General features: G+C 64.2%; 14 protein-coding genes. 6 read left to right on the top strand and 8 right to left on the bottom strand.

The window, feature by feature from the left end:
* Positions 1-1,581: a TRAP transporter large permease gene (locus GHT07_RS18670; protein ID WP_153586616.1), complete on the bottom strand. Its 1,581-nt coding sequence runs from the start codon at positions 1,579-1,581 to the stop codon at positions 1-3.
* Positions 1,582-1,633: 52 nt separating this feature from the next.
* A complete protein-coding gene (locus GHT07_RS18665; RefSeq protein ID WP_323741010.1) occupies positions 1,634-2,173 on the bottom strand; it encodes a TRAP transporter small permease subunit in 540 nt (179 codons plus the stop codon).
* 150 nt (positions 2,174-2,323) lie between these two features.
* Between GHT07_RS18665 and GHT07_RS18660 the strand changes: the two genes are divergently transcribed.
* Positions 2,324-3,589, top strand: coding sequence for an SUMF1/EgtB/PvdO family nonheme iron enzyme (locus tag GHT07_RS18660; RefSeq protein ID WP_153586615.1), 1,266 nt, complete (start codon positions 2,324-2,326; stop codon positions 3,587-3,589).
* A gap of 18 nt (positions 3,590-3,607) precedes the next feature.
* Here the strand turns inward: GHT07_RS18660 and modC are convergent, their stop codons facing one another.
* The 3 genes from modC to modA are packed head-to-tail and all read right to left on the bottom strand — an operon-like array spanning position 3,608 to position 6,202.
* A complete protein-coding gene (modC, locus tag GHT07_RS18655; RefSeq protein ID WP_153586614.1) occupies positions 3,608-4,699 on the bottom strand; it encodes a molybdenum ABC transporter ATP-binding protein in 1,092 nt (363 codons plus the stop codon).
* Positions 4,696-5,412 (bottom strand): molybdate ABC transporter permease subunit, encoded by a 717-nt coding sequence (gene modB / locus GHT07_RS18650; protein WP_323741009.1) that lies wholly within the window; start codon positions 5,410-5,412, stop codon positions 4,696-4,698. Before modB ends, modC begins: the two co-directional genes overlap by 4 nt.
* Before the next feature lie 13 nt (positions 5,413-5,425).
* Positions 5,426-6,202, bottom strand: a complete 777-nt coding sequence (gene modA / locus GHT07_RS18645; RefSeq protein WP_153586638.1) for a molybdate ABC transporter substrate-binding protein — start codon at positions 6,200-6,202, stop codon at positions 5,426-5,428.
* A 181-nt stretch (positions 6,203-6,383) separates the two neighbouring features.
* Between modA and GHT07_RS18640 the strand changes: the two genes are divergently transcribed.
* The 3 genes from GHT07_RS18640 to GHT07_RS18630 are packed head-to-tail and all read left to right on the top strand — an operon-like array spanning position 6,384 to position 12,187.
* Positions 6,384-7,628, top strand: coding sequence for an efflux RND transporter periplasmic adaptor subunit (locus GHT07_RS18640; protein WP_228488439.1), 1,245 nt, complete (start codon positions 6,384-6,386; stop codon positions 7,626-7,628).
* 9 nt (positions 7,629-7,637) lie between these two features.
* Positions 7,638-10,805, top strand: coding sequence for an efflux RND transporter permease subunit (locus GHT07_RS18635; protein ID WP_153586612.1), 3,168 nt, complete (start codon positions 7,638-7,640; stop codon positions 10,803-10,805).
* 8 nt (positions 10,806-10,813) lie between these two features.
* Entirely contained in the window at positions 10,814-12,187 is a 1,374-nt protein-coding gene (locus tag GHT07_RS18630; protein WP_228488438.1) for an efflux transporter outer membrane subunit, read from the top strand.
* 777 nt (positions 12,188-12,964) lie between these two features.
* Here the strand turns inward: GHT07_RS18630 and GHT07_RS18625 are convergent.
* From GHT07_RS18625 to GHT07_RS18615, 3 genes are read right to left on the bottom strand one after another with little or no spacing between them, the layout of a single operon-like run.
* Positions 12,965-14,260, bottom strand: coding sequence for a TRAP transporter large permease (locus GHT07_RS18625; RefSeq protein ID WP_153586610.1), 1,296 nt, complete (start codon positions 14,258-14,260; stop codon positions 12,965-12,967).
* On the bottom strand, positions 14,253-14,762 hold the full coding sequence (locus tag GHT07_RS18620; RefSeq protein ID WP_153586609.1) for a TRAP transporter small permease: 510 nt from the start codon (positions 14,760-14,762) through the stop codon (positions 14,253-14,255). The genes GHT07_RS18625 and GHT07_RS18620 overlap by 8 nt, the downstream gene beginning before the upstream one ends.
* A 59-nt stretch (positions 14,763-14,821) precedes the next feature.
* Positions 14,822-15,799 (bottom strand): TRAP transporter substrate-binding protein, encoded by a 978-nt coding sequence (locus tag GHT07_RS18615; RefSeq protein ID WP_153586608.1) that lies wholly within the window; start codon positions 15,797-15,799, stop codon positions 14,822-14,824.
* Positions 15,800-15,824: 25 nt separating this feature from the next.
* Here GHT07_RS18615 and GHT07_RS18610 point away from each other — a divergent pair, with 25 nt between their 5' ends.
* Entirely contained in the window at positions 15,825-16,592 is a 768-nt protein-coding gene (locus GHT07_RS18610) for an aspartate/glutamate racemase family protein (protein ID WP_228488437.1), read from the top strand.
* Positions 16,593-16,627: 35 nt separating this feature from the next.
* The gene (locus tag GHT07_RS18605) at positions 16,628-20,290 is read left to right on the top strand and encodes a hydantoinase B/oxoprolinase family protein (RefSeq protein WP_153586607.1); all 3,663 of its coding nucleotides are present in this window, start codon (positions 16,628-16,630) and stop codon (positions 20,288-20,290) included.
* The last annotated feature ends 20 nt before the right edge of the window (positions 20,291-20,310 follow it).

The following is a 20,310-nucleotide window of genomic DNA, read 5'->3' as shown; positions in this document are numbered from 1 at the left end:
TCACGGCTTCTTCGGGGCAAACAGGTCGTCAACCTTCTTCTGCTCGTCCACCGCTGCCTTGTCGGCCTCAGCGGCTTGCTTGAGCAGTTCAGCCTCAACGTTGCCGCTCGATGCGCCGCTGGCGGGCGTTGCAGGAGACACTGCCTCTGACGGCGGCGCGCTTTCATCAACCGGCATCTCGATCTTGACCTTGTCGATATCAACCGCGACTTCCTTGTCGAGGAACACGGTGACGGTTTGCGGCACGAAGATCACGATGGCGACCAGCAGCACCTGCATCAGCACCCACGGAATGGCACCCATGTAGATGTCGTTCGACAGCACAGGTTTCTCGATGCGCTTTTCCTTGAACAGCGTGTCGGAGATGCCGCGCAGGTAGAACAGCGCAAAGCCGAAGGGCGGGTGCATGAACGACGTCTGCATGTTCACGCACAGCAGCACGCCGAACCAGACCAGGTCGATGCCCATCTTGTCAGCCACGGGGCCGAGCATCGGCAAGATGATGAAGGCGATCTCGAAGAAGTCGAGGAAGAACGCCAGGAAGAAGATGAAGATGTTGACGACGATCAGGAAGCCGATCTGGCCGCCGGGCAGGCCGGTGAGCATGTGCTCGACCCACTTGGCGCCGTCCACACCCTGGAACACCATCGAGAACACGCGCGAGCCGATCAGGATGAAAACCACCATGGCCGTCAGGCGCATCGTGCCGACCATTGCCTGCCAGCACAGGTCCCATGTGAGGCGGCGGTGAATGGCAGCAAGCACCAGCGCACCGACACAACCCATGGCGCCGGCTTCCGTCGGCGTGGCAATCGCTGAATCCATCCAGGGCAGGCCGCCCATCGAGCCCAGCACCGCGAAGATCAGCACCGCCGAAGGAATGATGCCGCGCAGGCACTGCATCCACAGCTGGAAACCGGATTTGGTGCGCGCCGTCTTGGGAATGCCCGGTACGTGATGCGGCTTCACAATGCCGAGCGCAAAGGTGTAGATCGCGAAGATCAGCACTTGCAAAATCGAGGGGCCCCACGCGCCCTTGTACATGTCGCCCACCGAGCGGCCAAGCTGGTCGGCCATCACGACGAGCACCAGCGAAGGCGGCACAAGCTGGGTGATCGTTCCGGAGGCTGCCAGCACGCCCGTCGTGTAGCGCATGTTGTAGCCGTACTTGATCATCACGGGCATGGAGATCAGCGCCATGGCGATCACCTGGCCCGCCACGGTGCCGGTGATGGCGCCCAGGATGAAGCCCACGATGATCACCGAGTAGCCGAGGCCACCGCGCACGGTGCCAAAGAGCTGGCCCATCGAGTCGAGCATGTCTTCAGCCAGGCCGCACTTCTCGAGAATCGCGCCCATGAACGTGAAGAACGGAATGGCCAGCAGCAAGTCGTTGGACAGGATGCCGAACACGTTGAGCGGCAGGTTGGCCATGAAGCTGGCAGGAAACCAGCCCATTTCAATCGCGAAGAAGCCCGAGGCCAGCCCGAGCGCTGCCAGTGAGAACGCGACCGGAAATCCGATCAGCATCACAAAGACAAGCGCGCCGAACATGAAGGGCGCAAAGTTTTCCATCTGCATGGTGAGAATCCCGGTATTGCTTGTGTGTTGTTGGTCTGGGGTGCCGTGGTGCTTATTGCACCGGCTTCTCGTAGTGGGTGTCCATCTGGTGGATGCCCATCAGGTAGCAGATGCGTTTGACGATTTCCGAGAAGCCCTGCAGGCACATCAGCCCGAAGCCGAGCGGCAGCATCAGCATGGCAGGCCAGCGCACGAGGCCGCCGGCGTTGTTCGACATTTCGTTCATGACGTACATCTTGACCAGCAGCGGCCACGACAGGTACACCATCAGCAGCATCACGGGCAGCAGGAAGAAGATCAGCCCGAACAGGTCGACATACACCGGCGCATTGCCTTTGAGCTTGCCGTAGATCAGGTCGACCCGCACGTGCTCATTGAGCTTGAGCACCACGGACGCACCCAGCATCACGATGCCGGCAAACAGGTACCACTGGATTTCGAGCCAGCCGTTGGAGCTGATGTCGAAGATGTACCGCACGAATGCATTGCCAGCGGAGATCAGGGCTGTGAGCAGCACTGCAACGGAGGCCAGCCAGCCGATCCGTTCGTTGATCCAGTCGATCCCGAGGGAGAGTTTGAGCAGGGCTTTCACTTCTTGAGTCTTTCGTTGGTCTCAGCGATCTACCCGGCTGCCGAAAGGCAGCCGTGATTCACGCCCAGAATACTAGATGAGTACCGCTGTGGTTTCGCTGACTAGTTAGCCAAGGGTTTACCCGAGCAAGCCTGTGCCCATAATTGCGACATGGCGTCTCTGACCCCTGAGAGTGCACCTGCTTCGACAGGCGCTGCCGACATTCGCCGTGCCGGCCGGGAGGTGCTGTCGCTGGCATTTATCGATGCCCGCAACCACACGCTGGGCTTGCTTGCCCGCTTCGAGCAGGCAGAGGCTGGCCAGAAGCTCGTGGTGCCGCGGCTGCCCGCGCTGGAGCTGCCGCTGTGGATCGCGGGCAACATCGCCTGGCTGGGCGAGTACTGGATAGGCCGCAACCCCAACCGCTACCAGGGCACCTCCTGCCCGCCCGGCTGCGTGCGGCTCGCCTCCATCGACCCCACGGCCGACCAGCTGTTCGACCCGGCGCTCGTGCCGCACGCGGCGCGCTGGTCGCTCGAGCTGCCCGGCTATGACACCGTTCGCGCCTACCTGCTCGACACGCTGGAAACCACGCTGGAGTTGCTGGAGCGCACGCCCGACGAAGACGAGGCGCTGCATTTCTTCCGCGCGGCGCTGTTCCACGAGGACATGCGCTGCGAGCACCTGATGACCATTGCGCAGGCGGTGGGCCTGCCGCTGCAGATCACTTTGCCTGGCGGCCTGCAGCCGCGCGAGCCGATGCTGGTGCCCGCGCAGCGGTGGTCGCTCGGCGCGCGCCCGGGCGGCTTTGTGTTTGACGTGGAAAAGTGGGCGCACAGCGTCGATGTGCCGGAATTCGAGATCGACGCGCAGCCCGTCACCTGGGGGCAGTACAGCGAATTCGTCGATGACGGCGGCTATGACGACCCCGTGCACTGGCAGCCCGAGGGCTGGCAATGGTTGCAGCATGAAGCGGGTGCCGAGGGACGCCGCGGCCCGCGCTACGTCGAGCAGATCGGCTCGGCCAGCGGCGCTGTGATGCAGATGAAGTTCGGCAAGGTGGCGCGCATGCCGCCCTCGCTCAGCGCCATGCACGTGTCATGGTGGGAGGCCGATGCTTTCGCGCGATGGGCAGGCCGGCGCCTGCCCACCGAAGTCGAGTGGGAACTGGCGGTGCATGCCACCGAGCGGCGCGGTTTTCGCTGGGGTGATGTGCGCGAATGGACGGCGAGCACGCTACGACCCTGGGCAGGCTACACGCCGGACGCCTGGAGCGAGAACACGCCTTTCGAGTCGCAGCTGCTGTTTGGCCGCGCGCGGGTGCAGCGGGGCGCCTCGTTTGCCACACGCGCACGGCTGAAGTACCCCAAGGCGCGCGGCTTCGCGCTGCCCGAGCGGGACGAAGGCTTCGTCGGCTTTCGCACCTGTTCGCTGTAGGAGTTGCCTCGCCCGGCGTCAAAGAACGAGCCCGGCGGACTTGACCTGCGCGCACACGGCCATGCCGGGCGCGAGCGCGAGTGCGTCTGCGGCGCGTGCCGTGATGCGCGCCAGCAGCACCGTGGAGTCGCCGCAGCGAAGCCGCACCATGACCTGCGACGCATGCGCGGCAGGCGCGATGCTGTCCACCGTGCAGGCGATGGCGTTCTGGATGCTGCTGGACTGCGCGGCATGCATCGCGATGCTCACGTCGCGCGCCAGTACCCGCACGCGCGCACGCCGGCCCGGCTCGACGCCCGCATCGGGCAGCCACAGCTCGCCGCCATCGAAGCCGACACGCACCAGGTGCCATTGCGCGTCGCGCTCTTGCACCGTGCCGGCCAGCAGGGCCGCTGCGTCGTCGCCGAGCGTGATGGGCACGCTGGTGTTCGTGAGCGTGGTAGCGGTGGGGCCGGCGGCCACCACCTTGCCGTGGTCGAGCACCACCAGCGTGTCAGCGAGGCGGGCGACTTCGTCGGCGGAATGCGTCACGTAGAGCATCGGCATGGCCAGCTCGTCGCGCAGCCGTTCGAGCCACGGCAGGATCTCCTGGCGGCGCGCGTGGTCCAGCGCGGCGAGCGGCTCGTCGAGCAACAGCAGCGTGGGCTGCGACGCGAGCGCGCGTGCAATCGCCACACGCTGCCGCTCGCCGCCGGACAGCTCGCTCGCGCGCCGGTTGAGCAGCGCGCCAATGCCTAGTAGCTCGACGGCTTCGTCGATGCCGACGCGTGTGCTGCCACCAGCGGGCACGCGCTTGCTGGCGTAGCCCAGGTTGCCGCGCACGTCCAGATGCTCGAACAGGCTCGCCTCCTGGAAGACGTAGCCGATGGGTCGCTGCCACGCGGGCTTGAAGACCTGGGCTGCGTCGTCTTGCCAGACTTCATCGTGGATGCGCACCAGCGCATCGTGGGGCCGCTCCAGCCCCGCCACGCAACGCAGCAGCGTCGTCTTGCCCGAGCCCGACGCGCCGAACAGCGCGGTGATGCCGCGCGGCGCCAGCGCCAGCGATGCATCGAGCGTGAATTCAGGCCGCCGCAGCGTGACGCGGATGACGTTGCCGGCGCTGGTCATGGCGTTGCGCGAAGCGATGCGCCCACCGAGCCACCGAGCGATGTGCGTGGGCGTCTGCGATTGAGCACCGACAGCGCCACCAGCACCGCCATTGAAAACAGCACCATCGCGCCGGAGAGCACATGCGCACGCGCGAACTCCATCGCTTCGGTGTAGCCGTAGATCTGCATGGAGACGACGCGCGTCTGGCCAGGGATGTTGCCGCCGATCATCAGCACCACGCCGAACTCGCCGAGCGTGTGGGCGAACGTGACGATGGCCGCTGTGTAGAAGCCCGGCCGTGCCAGCGGCAGCGCAACGGTGAGGAATGCGTCAAGCGGCGTTGCGCGTAACGTGGCCGCGACTTCCATCGGCCGCGGGCCAATCGCCTCAAACGCCTGCTGGATGGGCTGCACGGCAAACGGCAGCGAATACAGCACCGAGCCGATCACCAGCCCCGTGAAGGTGAATGAAAGCAGCCCCAGGCCCATCGACTGCGTCAGCTGGCCCACCGGGCCGTTCGGGCCGAGCGCGACGAGCAGGTAAAAGCCAAGCACCGTGGGCGGCAGCACCAGTGGCAGCGCCACGGCGCCCTCGACCACGGCACGCCAGCGCGAGTGGGTTGTGGCGAGCCACCACGCGAGCGGCGTGGACAGCAGCAGCAAGACGACGGTGGTGACGCACGCGAGCCGTAGCGTGAGCGCGATGGCCGCGAGGTCGTCCGGGCTGAACACGGTGGCTGCCGGCTCAGTTGTCGTAGCCGTAGGTGCGGATCAGCGCGCGGACTTTGTCGGTGCGCAGGTAGTCCATCAACGCCAGCGCGGCCGGGTTGCCCAGGCCTTTGTTGAGCAGCACGGCGTCTTGCAGGATGGCCGTGTAGTAGCCGCCCGGCATCACCCAGGCGGAGCCTTGCGTGATCTTGCCGTCCAGGCTCACTTGCGAGAGCGCAACGAGCCCAATCTGCGCGTTGCCAGTGGCCACGAATTGATAGGCCTGCGAAATGTTTTCGCCGCGCACCAGCTTGGGCTCGACCACCTGCGCGATCTTCAGTGTGGACAGCACTTCCATTGCGGCCAGGCCATACGGTGCGAGCTTCGGGTCTGCAATGGCGAGTTTGTCGAAACGGCCATTGCGCAGCACGCTGCCACTCTCATCCACAACACCCGGCTTCGCGCTCCACAGCACGAGCTTGCCTTTGGCGTAGGTGAAGGCCATGCCTTTGACGGCCAGCGAGTCTTCCATCAGGCGCTGCGGTGTTTCGTTGTCGGCAGCGAGCAGCACATCAAAGGGCGCGCCGTTTTTGACCTGTGCATAGAAGCGCCCTGTGGAGCCGTATGCCACCTGGGCTTTGTGCCCCGTGTCCTGCTCGAACATCGCCGCGATTTTTTGCATGGGCGCGGTGAAGTTGGATGCGACGGCGACTTGCACTTCACCCGCGTGGGCGGCGAGGGCGGCCAAGACCAGCAGGGCACCGGAGAGGGCGCGGGCGAACTGGCGCAACAGGAGCGGAATCGACAGCGGCATGACAGGACTCGCCATTCAAAAAGGGTGCAATAGCGCGAGTATGCCAACGTCGGGTTGCCACCGGCTGGCCCCGTGCTGGTGCGCACGCACAGCTCATCCGTGATCGTCGTGTCAGCGTGCAGGCGCGCGGTTTGCCCTGCTGACAGCGAAAGACATGATCACGCGGCATACTCCTTTGCCGATGCGTACCTATCTTCTCCTCACCCTCTCGCTTCCCCTTGCACTCATTGCCGCCTGCGGCCAGGGCTCTGGCCCCGGTGGGCCTGGTGGCCCAGGCGGTATGCCGCCACCTGAAGTGGGTGTCATCACAGTTGCTACCGGTGAGGTGGGCCTGGTCACCGAATTGCCGGGCCGCCTTGAAGCGTCTCGTGTGGCGCAAGTGCGGGCGCGGGCAGCAGGCATCGTGCTCAAGCGTGTGTTCCGCGAAGGCTCTGACGTGCGACAGGGCCAGCCGCTTTTCACGATTGACGGTGCCACCTATGCAGCGGCGCAAGCCAGCGCACAGGCCACGCTCGCGCGTGCACAGGCCAACCTCGCCAACGCAAAGGCGCTGGCCGAGCGGTACAAGCCGCTTGTCGAAGCCAATGCGATCAGCAAGCAGGACTACGCGAACGCCGTGGCGGCAGAGAAGGCCGCCGAGGCTGAGGTTGCCGTGAGCCGCGCCGCTGTGCAAACGGCAAGCATCAACCTGGGCTACGCGACGGTGACGGCGCCGATCTCCGGCCGCATCGGCCGCGCGCTGGTGACCGAAGGCGCGCTGGTTGGGCAGGGCGAGGCAACGCCACTCGCCGTGATCCAGCAGATCAACCCCATGTACGTCAACTTCACGCAGTCCGCCGCTGAAGTCATGAAGATGCGCAACGCGCTTGCGCAGGGCAAGTTGAAGCGCTCTGCAGGCCTTGAAGGCGCGCAGGTGAAAGTGATGCTCGAAGACGGCACGCAATACCCGCAACCGGGCAAGCTGCTCTTCTCCGACTTGTCGGTGGACCCGACCAGCGGCCAGATCACATTGCGCGCAGAAATCCCGAATGCCAACGGCGTGCTGCTACCGGGCCTGTATGTGCGCGTGCTCATCGAGCAAGCCGTCGCGGGCAATGCGGTGCTGCTGCCGCAACAGGCCGTGACGCGTTCGCCGCAAGGCGACAGCGTGATGGTGGTGGACAAAGAGGGCAAGGTGGCGCCGCGCCCCGTCAAGATCAGCAACGAGCAGAACGGTCAGTGGGTTGTGACCGACGGCCTCAAGCCGGGTGAGCAGGTGATGGTCGATGGCTTCCAGAAGCTGCGGCCCAACGCGCCCGTGAAGGCGGTGCCGTGGTCACCCCCGGGCACGGCGCCCAAGGCGGGCGCATCGGGTGCACCGGGCGCACCTTCTGCCACCGCTTCGGGTGCCGCGCCTGCATCCTCCGCCGCACCGGCAAAGTCGTAAGGGCCGCGCATGTCGAAGTTCTTCATCGACCGGCCGGTCTTTGCGTGGGTGATCGCGCTGTTCGTGCTCGTGCTCGGCGGCGTGGCCATCACCAAGCTGCCGGTTGCGCAATACCCCTCCGTTGCGCCGCCGTCCATCGTTGTCTCGGCAACGTACCCCGGCGCTTCGGCGCAGACGCTCGAAGACAGTGTGCTGTCGATCATCGAGCAGGAAATGAATGGCTCGCCCGGCCTGATCTACATGGAGTCAGTCGCGCAGGCCAACGGCGGCGGGCAGATCACGCTGTCGTTCGAAACCGGCACCAATCCTGACCTTGCACAGGTCGATGTGCAAAACCGCCTCAGCCGCGCATCGCCGCGCCTGCCTGCCGCTGTGACGCAGCAGGGCGTGCGTGTGGACAAGGCGCGCGCCAACTTCCTGCTCTTCACGATTTTGTCGAGCGACGACCCGGCATGGGACCCGGTTGCGCTGGGCGACTACGCATCGCGCTCCGTGCTGCCGGAAATCCAGCGCATCCCCGGCGTGGGCCAGGCGCAGCTGTTCGGCACCGAGCGCTCGATGCGCATCTGGATCGACCCGGCCAAGCTTGTCTCATTCAACCTCGCCGCTGCCGACGTGACGAGCGCGATCCGCGCGCAGAACGCACAGGTGTCGTCCGGCACCATTGGCGACCTGCCCAACGTCAAGGGCCAGGGCATCTCTGCCACGGTCGTTGTCAACGGCCAGCTCACCTCCGTCGAGCAGTTCGGCAACATTGTGCTGCGTGCGAACACGGATGGCTCGTCGGTGCGGCTGCGTGATGTGGCGCGCATCGAGCTGGGCGGACAGAGCTACGCCGTGTCGGCACGGCTGAACGGCAAGCCTTCTACCGGCATCGGCGTGCAGCTGTCGCCCAGCGGCAATGCGCTGGCGACCGCGAAGGCGATTCGCGCACGGATGGAAGAGCTGTCGAAGTACTTCCCGCCCGGCATGAAGTGGGCGATTCCGTACGACAGCTCGCGCTTCGTCTCGATCTCGATCTCGCAGGTGGTGGAGACACTCGTCGAGGCGATGGTGCTGGTGTTCCTGGTGATGTACCTGTTCCTGCAAAACCTGCGCTACACGGCGATCCCCGCGATCGTCGTGCCTGTGTCGCTGCTGGGCACTTTTGCGGTGCTGCTGGCGCTGGGCTTTTCGATCAACGTGCTCACGATGTTCGGCATGGTGCTGGTGATCGGCATCGTGGTCGATGACGCGATCGTCGTGGTCGAGAACGTCGAGCGGATCATGAGCGAAGAAGGCCTGGAGCCGCGTGAAGCGACGCGCAAGGCGATGGGGCAGATCCAGGGTGCGATCGTCGGCGTGACGGTGGTGCTCGTCTCCGTGTTCGTGCCGCTGGCGTTCTTTGGTGGTGCGGTGGGCAACATCTACAAGCAGTTCTCCGCGGTGATGCTCACGTCGATCATCTTCTCGGCGTTCATGGCGCTGTCGCTCACGCCGGCGCTGTGCGCGACGCTGCTGCAGCGGGTCGATGCCGGGCATAACCTGGAGCGGCGCGGCTTCTTCGGCCGGTTCAACCGGGGCTTCAAGAAGACGGCGAGCGGCTACGAGAGCCTGGTGTCGCGCATCCTGCGGCGCGCGGGCCGTGCGCTGGCGGTATATGCCGCGGTGATCGGCTGCGTGGTGATCCTGTTCCTGCACCTGCCGGCGTCGTTCCTGCCGAGTGAAGACCAGGGCTACCTCATCGTCAATGTGCAATTGCCGCCGGGTGCAACGGTTGACCGTACCACGGCTGTGATGTCGCAGGTCGAGAACTACATCCTCAAGCAGCCCGAAGTGCAGAGCATGGTCAGCGTGCTGGGCTTCTCGTTCTCAGGCCAGGGGCAGAACGCGGGCCTGGGCTTTGTGACGCTGAAAGACTGGAGCGACCGCAGCGGCGCCGAGCACGCTGCCGGTGCAATTGCGGGCCGTGCTTTCGGTGCGCTGTCGGGCATTCGTGATGCGTTCATTTTTGCGGTGAGCCCGCCTGCCATTCCGGAGTTGGGCAACGCCACCGGCTTCAACTTCCGCCTGCAAGACCGCTCGGGCGCCGGCCATGAAGCACTGGTCGCGGCGCGCAACCAGCTGCTGGGGCTGGCCGGGCAGAGCAAGATCATCACGGGCGTGCGCCCGGATGGTCTTGAAGACGCACCGCAGCTGCAGCTCGACATCGACCGCGACAAGGCGAATGCGCTGGGCGTGACGTTCGATTCGATCAACGCAGCGCTCAGCACATCGCTGGGTTCGTCGTATGTGAATGACTTTCCCAATCGCGGCCGTTTGCAGCGTGTGGTGGTGCAGGCCGATGCACCCAACCGCATGCAGCCGGGTGATTTGCTCAAGGTCTCGGTGTTGAACAACAAGGGTGTGGCCGTTCCGCTATCGGCCTTTGCGACAACGCGCTGGATCAAGGGCGCGATGCAGACGGTGCGCTACAACGGCTACCCCGCCATGCGCATCTCGGGCGACGCGGTTGCAGGCAAGAGCACGGGCGATGCGATGGACGAGATGGAGCGGCTCGCAGCGCAACTGCCCGCGGGCTTCGGCTTCGAATGGACGGGCGTCTCGCGCGAAGAAAAGCTATCGGGCTCGCAGGCGTTCGTGCTGCTCGGCTTCTCGCTGCTGGCGGTGTTCCTGTGCCTGGCAGCGCTGTATGAAAGCTGGTCGATTCCTATGGCGGTGATTCTGGTGGTGCCGCTGGGCATCGTCGGTGCGCTGCTCGGCGCAACGCTGCGGGGCTTTCCGAACGACGTGTACTTCAAGGTGGGCCTGATCACGATCATTGGCTTGTCTGCCAAGAACGCGGTGCTGATCATTGAATACGCGAAGGACCTGCAGGCGCAGGGCAAGCCGATCATTGAAGCCGTGCTGCAGGCGTGCCACCTGCGGTTCCGCCCGATCATCATGACGTCGCTTGCGTTCATCCTGGGCGTGCTGCCGCTGGTGATTGCCACGGGCGCGGGCTCGGCCAGCCAGCGCGCGATTGGCACCGGCGTGATGGGCGGCATGATCACCGCGACCACGCTCGCCGTGCTGTTCGTGCCCGTGTTCTTCGTGGTGGTGCGCAGCTACTTCAAGGACAGCGAGCGGCAGCGGCGCATGTACGCACATGAAGACGCCGACTTGCCGCCCGGCGCGCGTGCGGGAGACCAGGTATGAGCAACCGCATGACTCTTCGTTGGCCCGCCACAGCGGTGATGCTGGCCGCGCTTGCCGGCTGCTCGATGATCCCGGCTTACGAGCGGCCCGCCGCACCGGTCGCAGCGAACTTTCCGTACGGATCGTCGGCGGCCGGCACGGCTGCGGCCGACTTGCAATGGCAGTCGTTCTTCGCCGATGCGCGCCTGCGCGAGTTGATCGGTGCTGCGCTGGCCAACAACCGCGACCTGCGCGTGGCGATCCTGAACGTCGAGCAGACGCGTGCGCAATACGACATTCGCACTGCGGACCGCTTCCCGACGATCGGCGCTGCCGTGAATGCATCGCGCGCGCCCAAGAGTGGCGGCGGCTCATCGACCACCTATTCAGTCGGCCTGGGCATCACGGCGTGGGAGGTCGATTTCTTTGGCCGCATCGCGTCGCTGAGCGAGGCAGCGCTCGCGCAATACCTCGCCACGGAAGAAGGCCGCAAGGCTGCGCAGATGACGCTCATCTCCACGGTGGCCAACACGTGGCTGAGCCTGGTTGCCGATGAAGAGCTGATGGAGCTGACGCGCCAGACACTGGCGACGCGCGAAGAATCGCTGCGCCTGACGCGTCTGCGCTTTGACAACGGCGCCGCGTCGGAGCTGGACTTCCGGCAGGCGCAATCGTTGTTCGAAAGCGCTCGCGTCGCCTATGCGCAGCAGCAGCGCCAGCGCGCGATTGATATCAACGCGCTCACGCTCCTCGTCGGCCAGCCGTTGCCGGCCAACCCGCCGGTGGCCAAGGGCACGGCTAGCATCAGGCTTGCAGACTTGCCCGCGGGTGTGCCATCTGATGTGCTCGTGCGCCGGCCCGATGTGCGGCAGGCCGAGCAGCAGTTGATGGCGGCCAATGCCAACATTGGCGCTGCGCGCGCTGCGTTCTTCCCGCGCATCTCGCTCACTGCAGCGTTCGGCACGGCGAGCACGCAGCTGTCGGGCCTGTTCAACAGCGGCAGCTGGGCGTTCACTGCCGCGCCGGGGCTCACGTTGCCGATCTTTGATGCGGGCCGCAATTCGGCCAACCTGCGGGCGGCGAATGTCTCGCGTGATATTGCCGTTGCGCAGTACGAGAAGGCGATCCAGTCGGCCTTCCGCGAGGTGGCTGACGCGCTGGCGGGCCGCGCGACGCTGGTCGATCAATTGCGTGCGCAAGAGGCGGTGGTGGAGGCGGAGTCGGCTCGCTACAAGCTGTCGAAGCTGCGCTATGACAACGGTGTGTCGAGCTATCTGGATTTGCTCGATGCGCAGCGTTCATTGTTCGCGGCGCAGCAGGCGTTGATTCAGGCGCGGCTGCTGCAGTTGCAGAACCAGGTGTTGCTGTATCGGGCGCTGGGTGGGGGGTGGTTGGTCTCTTAGTGTTGCGGCTTGGTTGGGGTCGTCTGGTTTTTCGGGGCGCTCGCGTCAGGTGGACTCTGGCGGGGCCTCATGCTTTTGTGGTTTGCGCTGGTCGCGCAAACGTCGCTTCAAGAATTGGCTCGAAGGCGGTGCAAAAGAACTCGCTGCGAGTTTGCAAGCAAACTCTCCGCTCAAACAGCTTTTGCAAGTCAGTTGACGTGTCGCAAAAGCTCTTGAGTCGACCTGCGGTCGAGCGCGATCCGCCTTCGAGCCAATTCTTGAAGCCACAAAAGATATCGGCCCCACCAGAGTCCACCTGCCGCGAGTTAACCAACTGGGTGGGTGTGACCAGGTCTCGGCTCGCTTCGCATTGCCTGGGATGAGGGGCAGTGCGGTCGAGCGATGCGATATCTGCGGCCAATTGCTGCGCGCAGTAGCTCGCAAAACACGGTGCGGTCGGTGCCTCGTTGATCAAGCGCTGCCGTCGGCTCGCGGCAGGCGGACTCTGGCGCGGCCGACTTTTGTGAGCGGCTTTGAAATTTGTCTTCAGGCCGGATCGCGCTTGCGCGACACGTGAACTGACTCGCAAAAGCTGTTTGACCGGAGAGTTTGCTTGCAAACTCGCAGGGAGTTCTTTTGCGCCGGCCTGAAGACAAATTTCAAAGCGAAGTTTGCGCGACAGCGCAAACCGTCACAGCAGGAGGCCGCGCCAGAGTCCGCCTGACGCGAGCTGCCCTGAACAATAGAGCGCCCTGAACAGAAGAGCGCTCTGAACATAACCGCGCAACCGACGCAGCCCTACATCTTCCCCGGCAACCACACCGCAATCTGCGGGAAGAACCACAGCAGCAGCACCATGCCGCACATCAGGAAGAAGAACGGCATGGTGACGCGCGCAATCCACGTGATCTCCTTGCCCGTCATGCCCTGAAGCACAAACAGATTGAAGCCGACGGGCGGCGTGATCTGCGCCATCTCGACCACGATCACGATGAAGATGCCGAACCAGATCAGGTCGATCTGCGCGGCTTGCACCGTGGGCAGGATCACACCCATCGTGAGCACCACCATCGAGATGCCATCAAGAAAGCAGCCGAGGATCACGTAAAAAATCGCCAGTGCAATGATCAGCATGAACGGGCTTAAGCCCAGCCCGGTCACGAACTCCGCCAGGTGCCGCGGCAGGCCGATATAGCCCATCGCCAGCGTGAGGAAGGCAGCGCCCGAGAGAATCAGCGCGATCATGCAATACAGGCGCGTCGCGCCAAGCAGCGAATCGCGGAACGTCGCCCAGTTGAGCGAGCCCTGCACCAGCGAGAGCACGAGCGAGCCGACAACGCCCAGTGCCGCAGCCTCGGTGGCCGTCGCAATGCCCGTGTAGATCGACCCGAGCACGCATGCAATAAGCAGCACCACCGGAATCAGGTGCCGCGACTCGTACACGCGCTGCGCGAAAGTCATCGTGCTATCGGGCAGCGGAATCTGGTCCTTGTGCATCAGCGACCAGATCGCGATGTAGGCGGAAAAGAGCGAGGCAAGCAGGATGCCCGGAAAGATGCCTGCGACGAACAGCCGCGCAATCGACACATCCGCCGACACGCCATACACGATCATGATGATCGACGGCGGAATGAGCAGGCCCAAGGTGCCCGCGCCCGCCAGGGAGCCGATCGTGATCGTCTCCGGGTAGCCGCGCTTGCCCAGCTCGGGCAGGGTCATCTTGCCGATCGTGGCGCAGGTGGCAGCGGACGAACCCGACACCGCCGCGAAGATCGTGCAGCCGATCACGTTGGTGTGCAGCAAGCGGCCCGGCAGCTTGTCCACCCACGGCGCCAGCCCCTTGAACATGCTCTCGCTCAGCTTGGTTCGAAAGAGAATCTCGCCCATCCACACGAAAAGCGGAAGGGCAGTGAGCGTCCAGCTCGACGCAGACCCCCACACCGTGATCGCCATCGCGTCTCCCGCAGGTCGCGACGAGAACAGCTGCATGCCGATCCATGCAACGCCCGAGAGCGTGAGGCCAATCCAGACGCTGCTGCCGAGCAGCGCAAACAACGCAACGATCAGCAGCGTGGTGACAGCAACGTCATTCATTGTGGAGCGCCTCTTCGTTGGCAGTCGTGGTGCGGCGGCCCGATAGTTCAAGCCACCACTCGTCGATGAATGCGATCAGCAGGATCACTGTGCCGGCAGCCATGGCGATCTGCGGAATCCACAAGGGCGTGGCGTCGTTGCCAGTTGAAATGTCGTTGATCACACGCGACTGCCAGGCCAGGCGCACGGAGTAAAACGCGAACAGGCCCGAGAGAAAAATCGCAGCCGTCAGCGCCCACATTTCAAGGCCATGCAACGCCTTGCCTTTGAGCCGGCCGAGCAGCAGCGTGACGCGGATGTGCTCGTTGCGCTTGAGCGTGTGGGCGAGCGCGAGAAAGCCCGCTGCTGCCATGCTGTAGCCCGCATAGGCATCAGTGCCCGGCGCGTGAAAGCCGACCTGGCGGCTGATGATGGACAGCAGCACCATCAGCAGCACGCCGATCATGGCCAGCGCAGCCAGCCAGGCCGCGCCGTCATAAAGCATGTCGAGGAATCGTCTCATCGTAAAAAAATCCCGCTGCGCCATTGCGTCGCAGCGGGATTGCCTTTCATCGTGAACAGTTACTTGCGGTACGCGTCAACAACGGCCTTGCCGTCGGCACCAGCCTTGGCGAGCCACTCGTTCAGCATCGTGTCGCCGACCTTCTTGAGGTCTGCGCTGAGCTGCGCGCTCGGCTGGATGATGTTCATGCCCTTGGCCTTGAGCTGGTCGACATACCAGCCGTTCTTTTCTTCGCTCAGCTTCCAGCCGCGCGACTCGGCATCAGCTGCAGCCTTCAGTACGGCGTCTTGCGTGGGCTTGTCGAGTGCGTTGAACGCGGCGGCATTGACAATCACCGCGTTCTTCGGAAGCCAGGCCTGCGTGTTGTACCAGTTCTTGATGTGCTCATACGTCTTGGAGTCGTAGCCGGTGGAGCCCGACGACATGTACGAATCGACAACGCCTGTGGCGAGGGCCTGCGACAGTTCAGCCGCCTGCACCGTCACAGGCTGCGCACCTACGAGCTCGGCGATCTTGGCTGTGGCGGGGCTGTACGCGCGCCACTTCAGGCCCTTCATGTCAGCTGCCGAATTGATCGTGCGGTTGGCGTAAATGCCCTGCGGCGGCCATGCCACGGTGTAGAGCAGGCGGATGTTTTGCGCGGCAAACATCTTCTCAAGGGCTGGCTTGGACGCGCGATACAGCTTCATCGAATCGGCATAACCCGTGGCCAGGAAGGGCACACCGTCCAGACCGAAGAGCGGGTTTTCATTCTCGAAGTTGACCAGCAGGATTTCACCGGCCTGGGCCTGGCCTTGCTGCACGGCGCGCTTGATCTCAGGCGCCTTGAAGAGCGCTGCGTTGGCATGCACGGTGATCTTGAGCTTGCCGGCGGTGGCCTTGTCGACATCAGCAGCGAACTGCACCAGGTTTTCGGTGTGGAAGTTCGATGCCGGGTAGGCGGCGGGCAGGTCCCACTTGGTTTGAGCGAAGGCGCTGGTGCCCAAGGTGAGCGCAGTCGTGAGCGCGGTGGCGAACAAGGCAAGTTTGAATTTCATGGTCTCTCCGTGAGAATGCGAATGGATGGACGACAACGGTCACAGCATAAATGCAAGTATTGCGCCAGCGACACCGGGATTTCCCCCCGGCGGCATGCGCAGCCTCGGCATCCTGATGCTGCAGACGCGCTTTCCGCGTCCGCTGGGCGACTTGGGCAACCCTGCGAGCTGGGGCGTGCCGACGCAGTTGCTGGTGGTGGAGGGCGTCGGCCCGCAGGATGCGGTGACGACTGCGGCGGCTTTGCGAGCGAGCGAGCTGCTGCCGCTGTTCGAGGCAGGGATCCGGCGGCTGGAGATGCGCGGTGTCGCGGCGATCACCACCAGCTGCGGCTTCCTGGTGCTGCTGCAGGACCAACTGGCGAGTGCTTCGTCCGTGCCGCTGGTGAGTTCGAGCCTGCTGCAGCTGCCCGCGCTGCTGGCGCACGAGCAGGCCGTTGGCGTGTTGACCATCAGCGCGGACAGGCTGGGCGATGAGCACTTGCTTCGCGCCGGTGTGCCGGCAGCCAGGCTGCGCGATGTTTTCATTGAGGGCATGCCTGCGGACGGTGCGTTCTCGCGCGCCATCATGGGCAACAGCGAGACCATGGACTTCGACCGCGTCGCGCAGGAAGTGGTGCAGGCTGCGACGCGACTGCAGGCGAGGGCGCCTGCGCTTGCGACGCTGGTGCTCGAATGCACGAACCTGCCGCCGTATGCACAGGCGATTCGCGCGGCAACGGGCTGGCGGGTGCTGAGCCTGGCCGACTCGCCTGCGCTCAAGCAGGCGCTCACCGCTGATTCGCTGGCGGCCTGAAGAAGTACGATTGGCCGGCAACAAACAGGCAAGACATGCAGGACAACGCATCTTCAACGCCCGGCGCACGCTGGCAATTCTGGATCGACCGGGGCGGCACATTCACGGACGTGGTTGCCAAGCGGCCCGATGGCAGCATCGTCACGCACAAGCTGCTGTCGGAAAACCCCGAGCAGTATCGCGACGCAGCGGTGGCAGGCATTCGCCACTTGCTGGGGCTCAAGCCCGGTGAGCCTGTCACGCCGGCGCAGGTCGAATGCGTGAAGATGGGCACGACCGTCGCGACAAACGCGCTGCTCGAACGCAAGGGCGAGCCGACGCTGCTGGTGACGACCAAGGGCTTTCGCGACGCGCTGCGCATCGCCTACCAGAACCGTCCGCGCATCTTCGATCGCAACATCATGTTGCCGGAGTTGCTTTATTCGGATGTGGTCGAGGCGCACGAGCGCGTTGGTGCGCAAGGTGAAGTAGTTGCGGCGCTGGATGAAGCGCAGCTGCGGCAGGACTTGCTGGCCGCGTACGCAAAGGGGCTGCGCACTGTGGCCATCGTGTTCATGCACGGCTATCGCTTCCAGGAGCATGAGAAGGCGGCGAAGCGCATTGCGCAGGAAGCGGGCTTCACGCAGATCAGCACGTCGCACGAAACCAGCCCGATGATGAAGTTCGTCAGCCGTGGCGACACGACAGTGGTGGACGCTTATCTCTCGCCTATCTTGCGCCGCTATGTGGAGCAGGTTGCTTCCGAAATGCCGGGCGTGAAGCTGTTCTTCATGCAGTCGTCGGGTGGCTTGACTGATGCGCATGCGTTCCAGGGCAAGGACGCGATTTTGTCGGGGCCAGCGGGGGGCATTGTGGGCATGGCGCGCACAGCGCAGCTGGGCGGGCACGACAAGGTGATTGGCTTTGACATGGGTGGCACGTCCACTGACGTGTCGCACTTCGCGGGTGAGTTCGAGCGTGAGTTCGAAACGCAAGTGGCCGGTGTGCGCATGCGCGCGCCGATGATGAGCATACACACGGTGGCGGCGGGTGGTGGGTCGATTCTTGAGTTCGATGGGTCGCGTTTTCGCGTGGGGCCGCAGAGTGCGGGCGCCAATCCTGGGCCGGCGAGTTACCGCCGTGGCGGGCCGCTCGCAGTGACCGATGCGAACGTCATGGTCGGCAAGATCCAGCCGCGCTACTTTCCGAAAGTGTTCGGGCCGAAGGCCGATGAAGCGCTGAGCTACGAGACGGTTCAGGCGAAGTTCAATGAACTCGCGGGCAAGACAGGCCGCAGCGCCGAAGTGGTGGCTGAAGGCTTTATCAACATCGCCGTGCAGCAGATGGCGAATGCGATCAAGAAGATTTCAGTGGCGCGCGGCTATGACGTGACGCGCTACACGCTGCAGTGTTTCGGGGGCGCGGGCGGCCAGCACGCTTGCCTGGTGGCCGACGCGCTCGGCATGACGCGTGTGTTCGTGCATCCGCTGGCGGGTGTGCTGTCGGCGTATGGCATGGGCCTGGCGGACCAGAACGCAATTCGTGAAGAGGCTATCGAGCTGCCGCTGGTGCAGGCGTCGTTGCCGCTGATTGCGCAGCGGCTCGATGTGCTGGGCAAGGCGGCGCAGGGCGAGTTGGAGCGCCAGCAGGTGAATGCCGGGCGGGTGCACATTCACCACCGCGTGCATGTGCGCTATGAAGGCAGTGATTCGGCGCTGGTCGTGTCGTTTGGCGATCTGGCGCATATCGTTGCGGGATTCGAGGCTGCTTATCGCCAGCGATTTGCCTTCCTGATGCCGGGCAAGGCGATGATGGTCGAGGCGGTTTCGGTGGAAGCGGTTGTGTCGGGCGATGCGCCCGGAGAGCCGCGCCACGAAGTGCATCCTGCGCGCGCTGTGCCGCGCCGTGAGACGGTGCGCATGTACTCGGGCGGGCAGTGGCACGACGCCGCACTGGTCGTGCGCGAGGACATGCGTGCGGGCGACATCATCGCGGGGCCGGCGATCATCGCGGAGAAGAATGCGACGACGGTGGTAGAGCCGGGTTGGGAGGCGCAGCTGACGGCGCTTGATCACATCGTGCTGGATCGTCGTGTGGCGCGGGTGGTGAAGTACGCGGCGGGCACCACGGTCGACCCCGTGCTGCTCGAAGTGTTCAACAACCTTTTCATGAATATCGCCGAGCAGATGGGTCTGCAACTGCAGAACACCGCGTACTCGGTGAACATCAAGGAGCGGCTCGATTTTTCGTGTGCGCTGTTCGACGCGGAAGGCAACCTCATCGCGAATGCACCGCACATGCCGGTGCACCTGGGTTCGATGGGCGAGAGCATCAAGACGGTGGTGCGCGAGAACGCGGGCCGCATGTCGCCGGGCGATGTGTATGTGCTGAACGACCCATATCACGGCGGCACGCACTTGCCCGACGTGACGGTGATCACGCCTGTGTATTTGCACGTTGGGCGTCCGGCGTCCGGCGTTGGGCGTGAGGGAGGTTCCGCTGAACGCTCAACGCCCGACCCTCAACCTCTCTTCTATGTGGGGTCTCGCGGGCATCACGCCGACATTGGCGGAACGACACCTGGCTCGATGCCGCCGTTCTCGACGTTGATCGAGGAAGAGGGCGTGCAGATCAACAATGTGAAGCTGGTCGATCGCGGTGTGTTGCGTGAGCAGGAGATGCTCGATTTGCTGAGAAGCAGCAAGTACCCGAGCCGCAACCCTGAGCAGAACATGGCGGACTTGAAGGCGCAGATCGCGGCTAACGAGAAGGGCGTGCAGGAACTGCGCAAGATGGTGGACCAGTTCAGCCTGGACGTTGTGCAGGCCTACATGCGCCACGTGCAGGACAACGCCGAAGAGTCGGTGCGGCGCGTGATCACGCGACTGAAAGACGGTGCGTTCACGTTGCCGCTGGACAACGGCGCGCAGATCAAAGTGGCGATTCGCGTGGATGCGAAGAACCGCAGCGCGGAGATTGATTTCACGGGCACGTCACCGCAGCAAGTGAACAACTTCAACGCGCCGACGGCGGTGTGCATGGCGGCGGTGCTGTATGTCTTCCGCACGCTGGTGGACGATGACATTCCGCTCAACGCGGGATGCTTGAAGCCGCTGAAGGTGATCATTCCAGAAGCGTCGATGCTCAACCCGAATCCGCCTGCTTCAGTGGTGGCGGGCAATGTGGAGACGTCGACTTGCATCACGAACACGCTGTACGGCGCGCTGGGGGTGATGGCTGCGAGCCAGTGCACGATGAACAACTTCACCTTCGGCAACAAGCGGCATCAGTACTACGAGACCATCTCGGGTGGCAGCGGTGCCGGCGAGGGTTTCAACGGCACGAGCGTCGTGCAGACGCACATGACGAACTCGCGGCTGACGGACCCTGAAGTGCTGGAGTTCCGCTTTCCGGTGCGGCTGGAGAGCTATGAGATTCGCAAGGGCTCAGGCGGCGCAGGCCAGTGGAAGGGCGGCGATGGCGGCGTGCGGCGCGTGCGCTTCCTGGAGGCGATGACGGCGAGCATCCTGTCGAACGGGCGCAAGCATGGCTCGTTCGGGATGGCTGGTGGCCTGCCGGGCCAGGTAGGGATCAACCGTGTTGTGCGGCAGGGTGGCTCTGTGGAACAGCTCGATCACATCGGGCAGGCGGAGATGGCGCCGGGCGATATTTTCGAGATTCATACGCCGGGTGGCGGGGGTTACGGCAAGCCGGCCTGAAATGAAAAGAGCCCGCTGAG

The sequence above is a fragment of the Caenimonas koreensis DSM 17982 genome (assembly GCF_009646335.1).
In the GTDB taxonomy this organism is placed as follows: domain Bacteria; phylum Pseudomonadota; class Gammaproteobacteria; order Burkholderiales; family Burkholderiaceae_C; genus Ramlibacter; species Ramlibacter koreensis.
Note: the sequence above shows the minus strand (reverse complement) of the source record. Positions and strands in the feature narration are given on the sequence as shown.

Coding starts and splice junctions, on each gene's coding strand:
- GHT07_RS18605 (WP_153586607.1), top strand. CDS start 16,628: ATGCAGGACAACGCATCTTCAACGCCCGGCGCACGCTGGCAATTCTGG.
- GHT07_RS18660 (WP_153586615.1), top strand. CDS start 2,324: ATGGCGTCTCTGACCCCTGAGAGTGCACCTGCTTCGACAGGCGCTGCC.
- modC (WP_153586614.1), bottom strand. CDS start 4,699: ATGACCAGCGCCGGCAACGTCATCCGCGTCACGCTGCGGCGGCCTGAA.
- modA (WP_153586638.1), bottom strand. CDS start 6,202: ATGCCGCTGTCGATTCCGCTCCTGTTGCGCCAGTTCGCCCGCGCCCTC.
- GHT07_RS18620 (WP_153586609.1), bottom strand. CDS start 14,762: ATGAGACGATTCCTCGACATGCTTTATGACGGCGCGGCCTGGCTGGCT.
- GHT07_RS18670 (WP_153586616.1), bottom strand. CDS start 1,581: ATGCAGATGGAAAACTTTGCGCCCTTCATGTTCGGCGCGCTTGTCTTT.
- GHT07_RS18615 (WP_153586608.1), bottom strand. CDS start 15,799: ATGAAATTCAAACTTGCCTTGTTCGCCACCGCGCTCACGACTGCGCTC.
- GHT07_RS18635 (WP_153586612.1), top strand. CDS start 7,638: ATGTCGAAGTTCTTCATCGACCGGCCGGTCTTTGCGTGGGTGATCGCG.
- GHT07_RS18630 (WP_228488438.1), top strand. CDS start 10,814: ATGACTCTTCGTTGGCCCGCCACAGCGGTGATGCTGGCCGCGCTTGCC.
- GHT07_RS18625 (WP_153586610.1), bottom strand. CDS start 14,260: ATGAATGACGTTGCTGTCACCACGCTGCTGATCGTTGCGTTGTTTGCG.
- GHT07_RS18610 (WP_228488437.1), top strand. CDS start 15,825: ATGGACGACAACGGTCACAGCATAAATGCAAGTATTGCGCCAGCGACA.
- GHT07_RS18640 (WP_228488439.1), top strand. CDS start 6,384: ATGCGTACCTATCTTCTCCTCACCCTCTCGCTTCCCCTTGCACTCATT.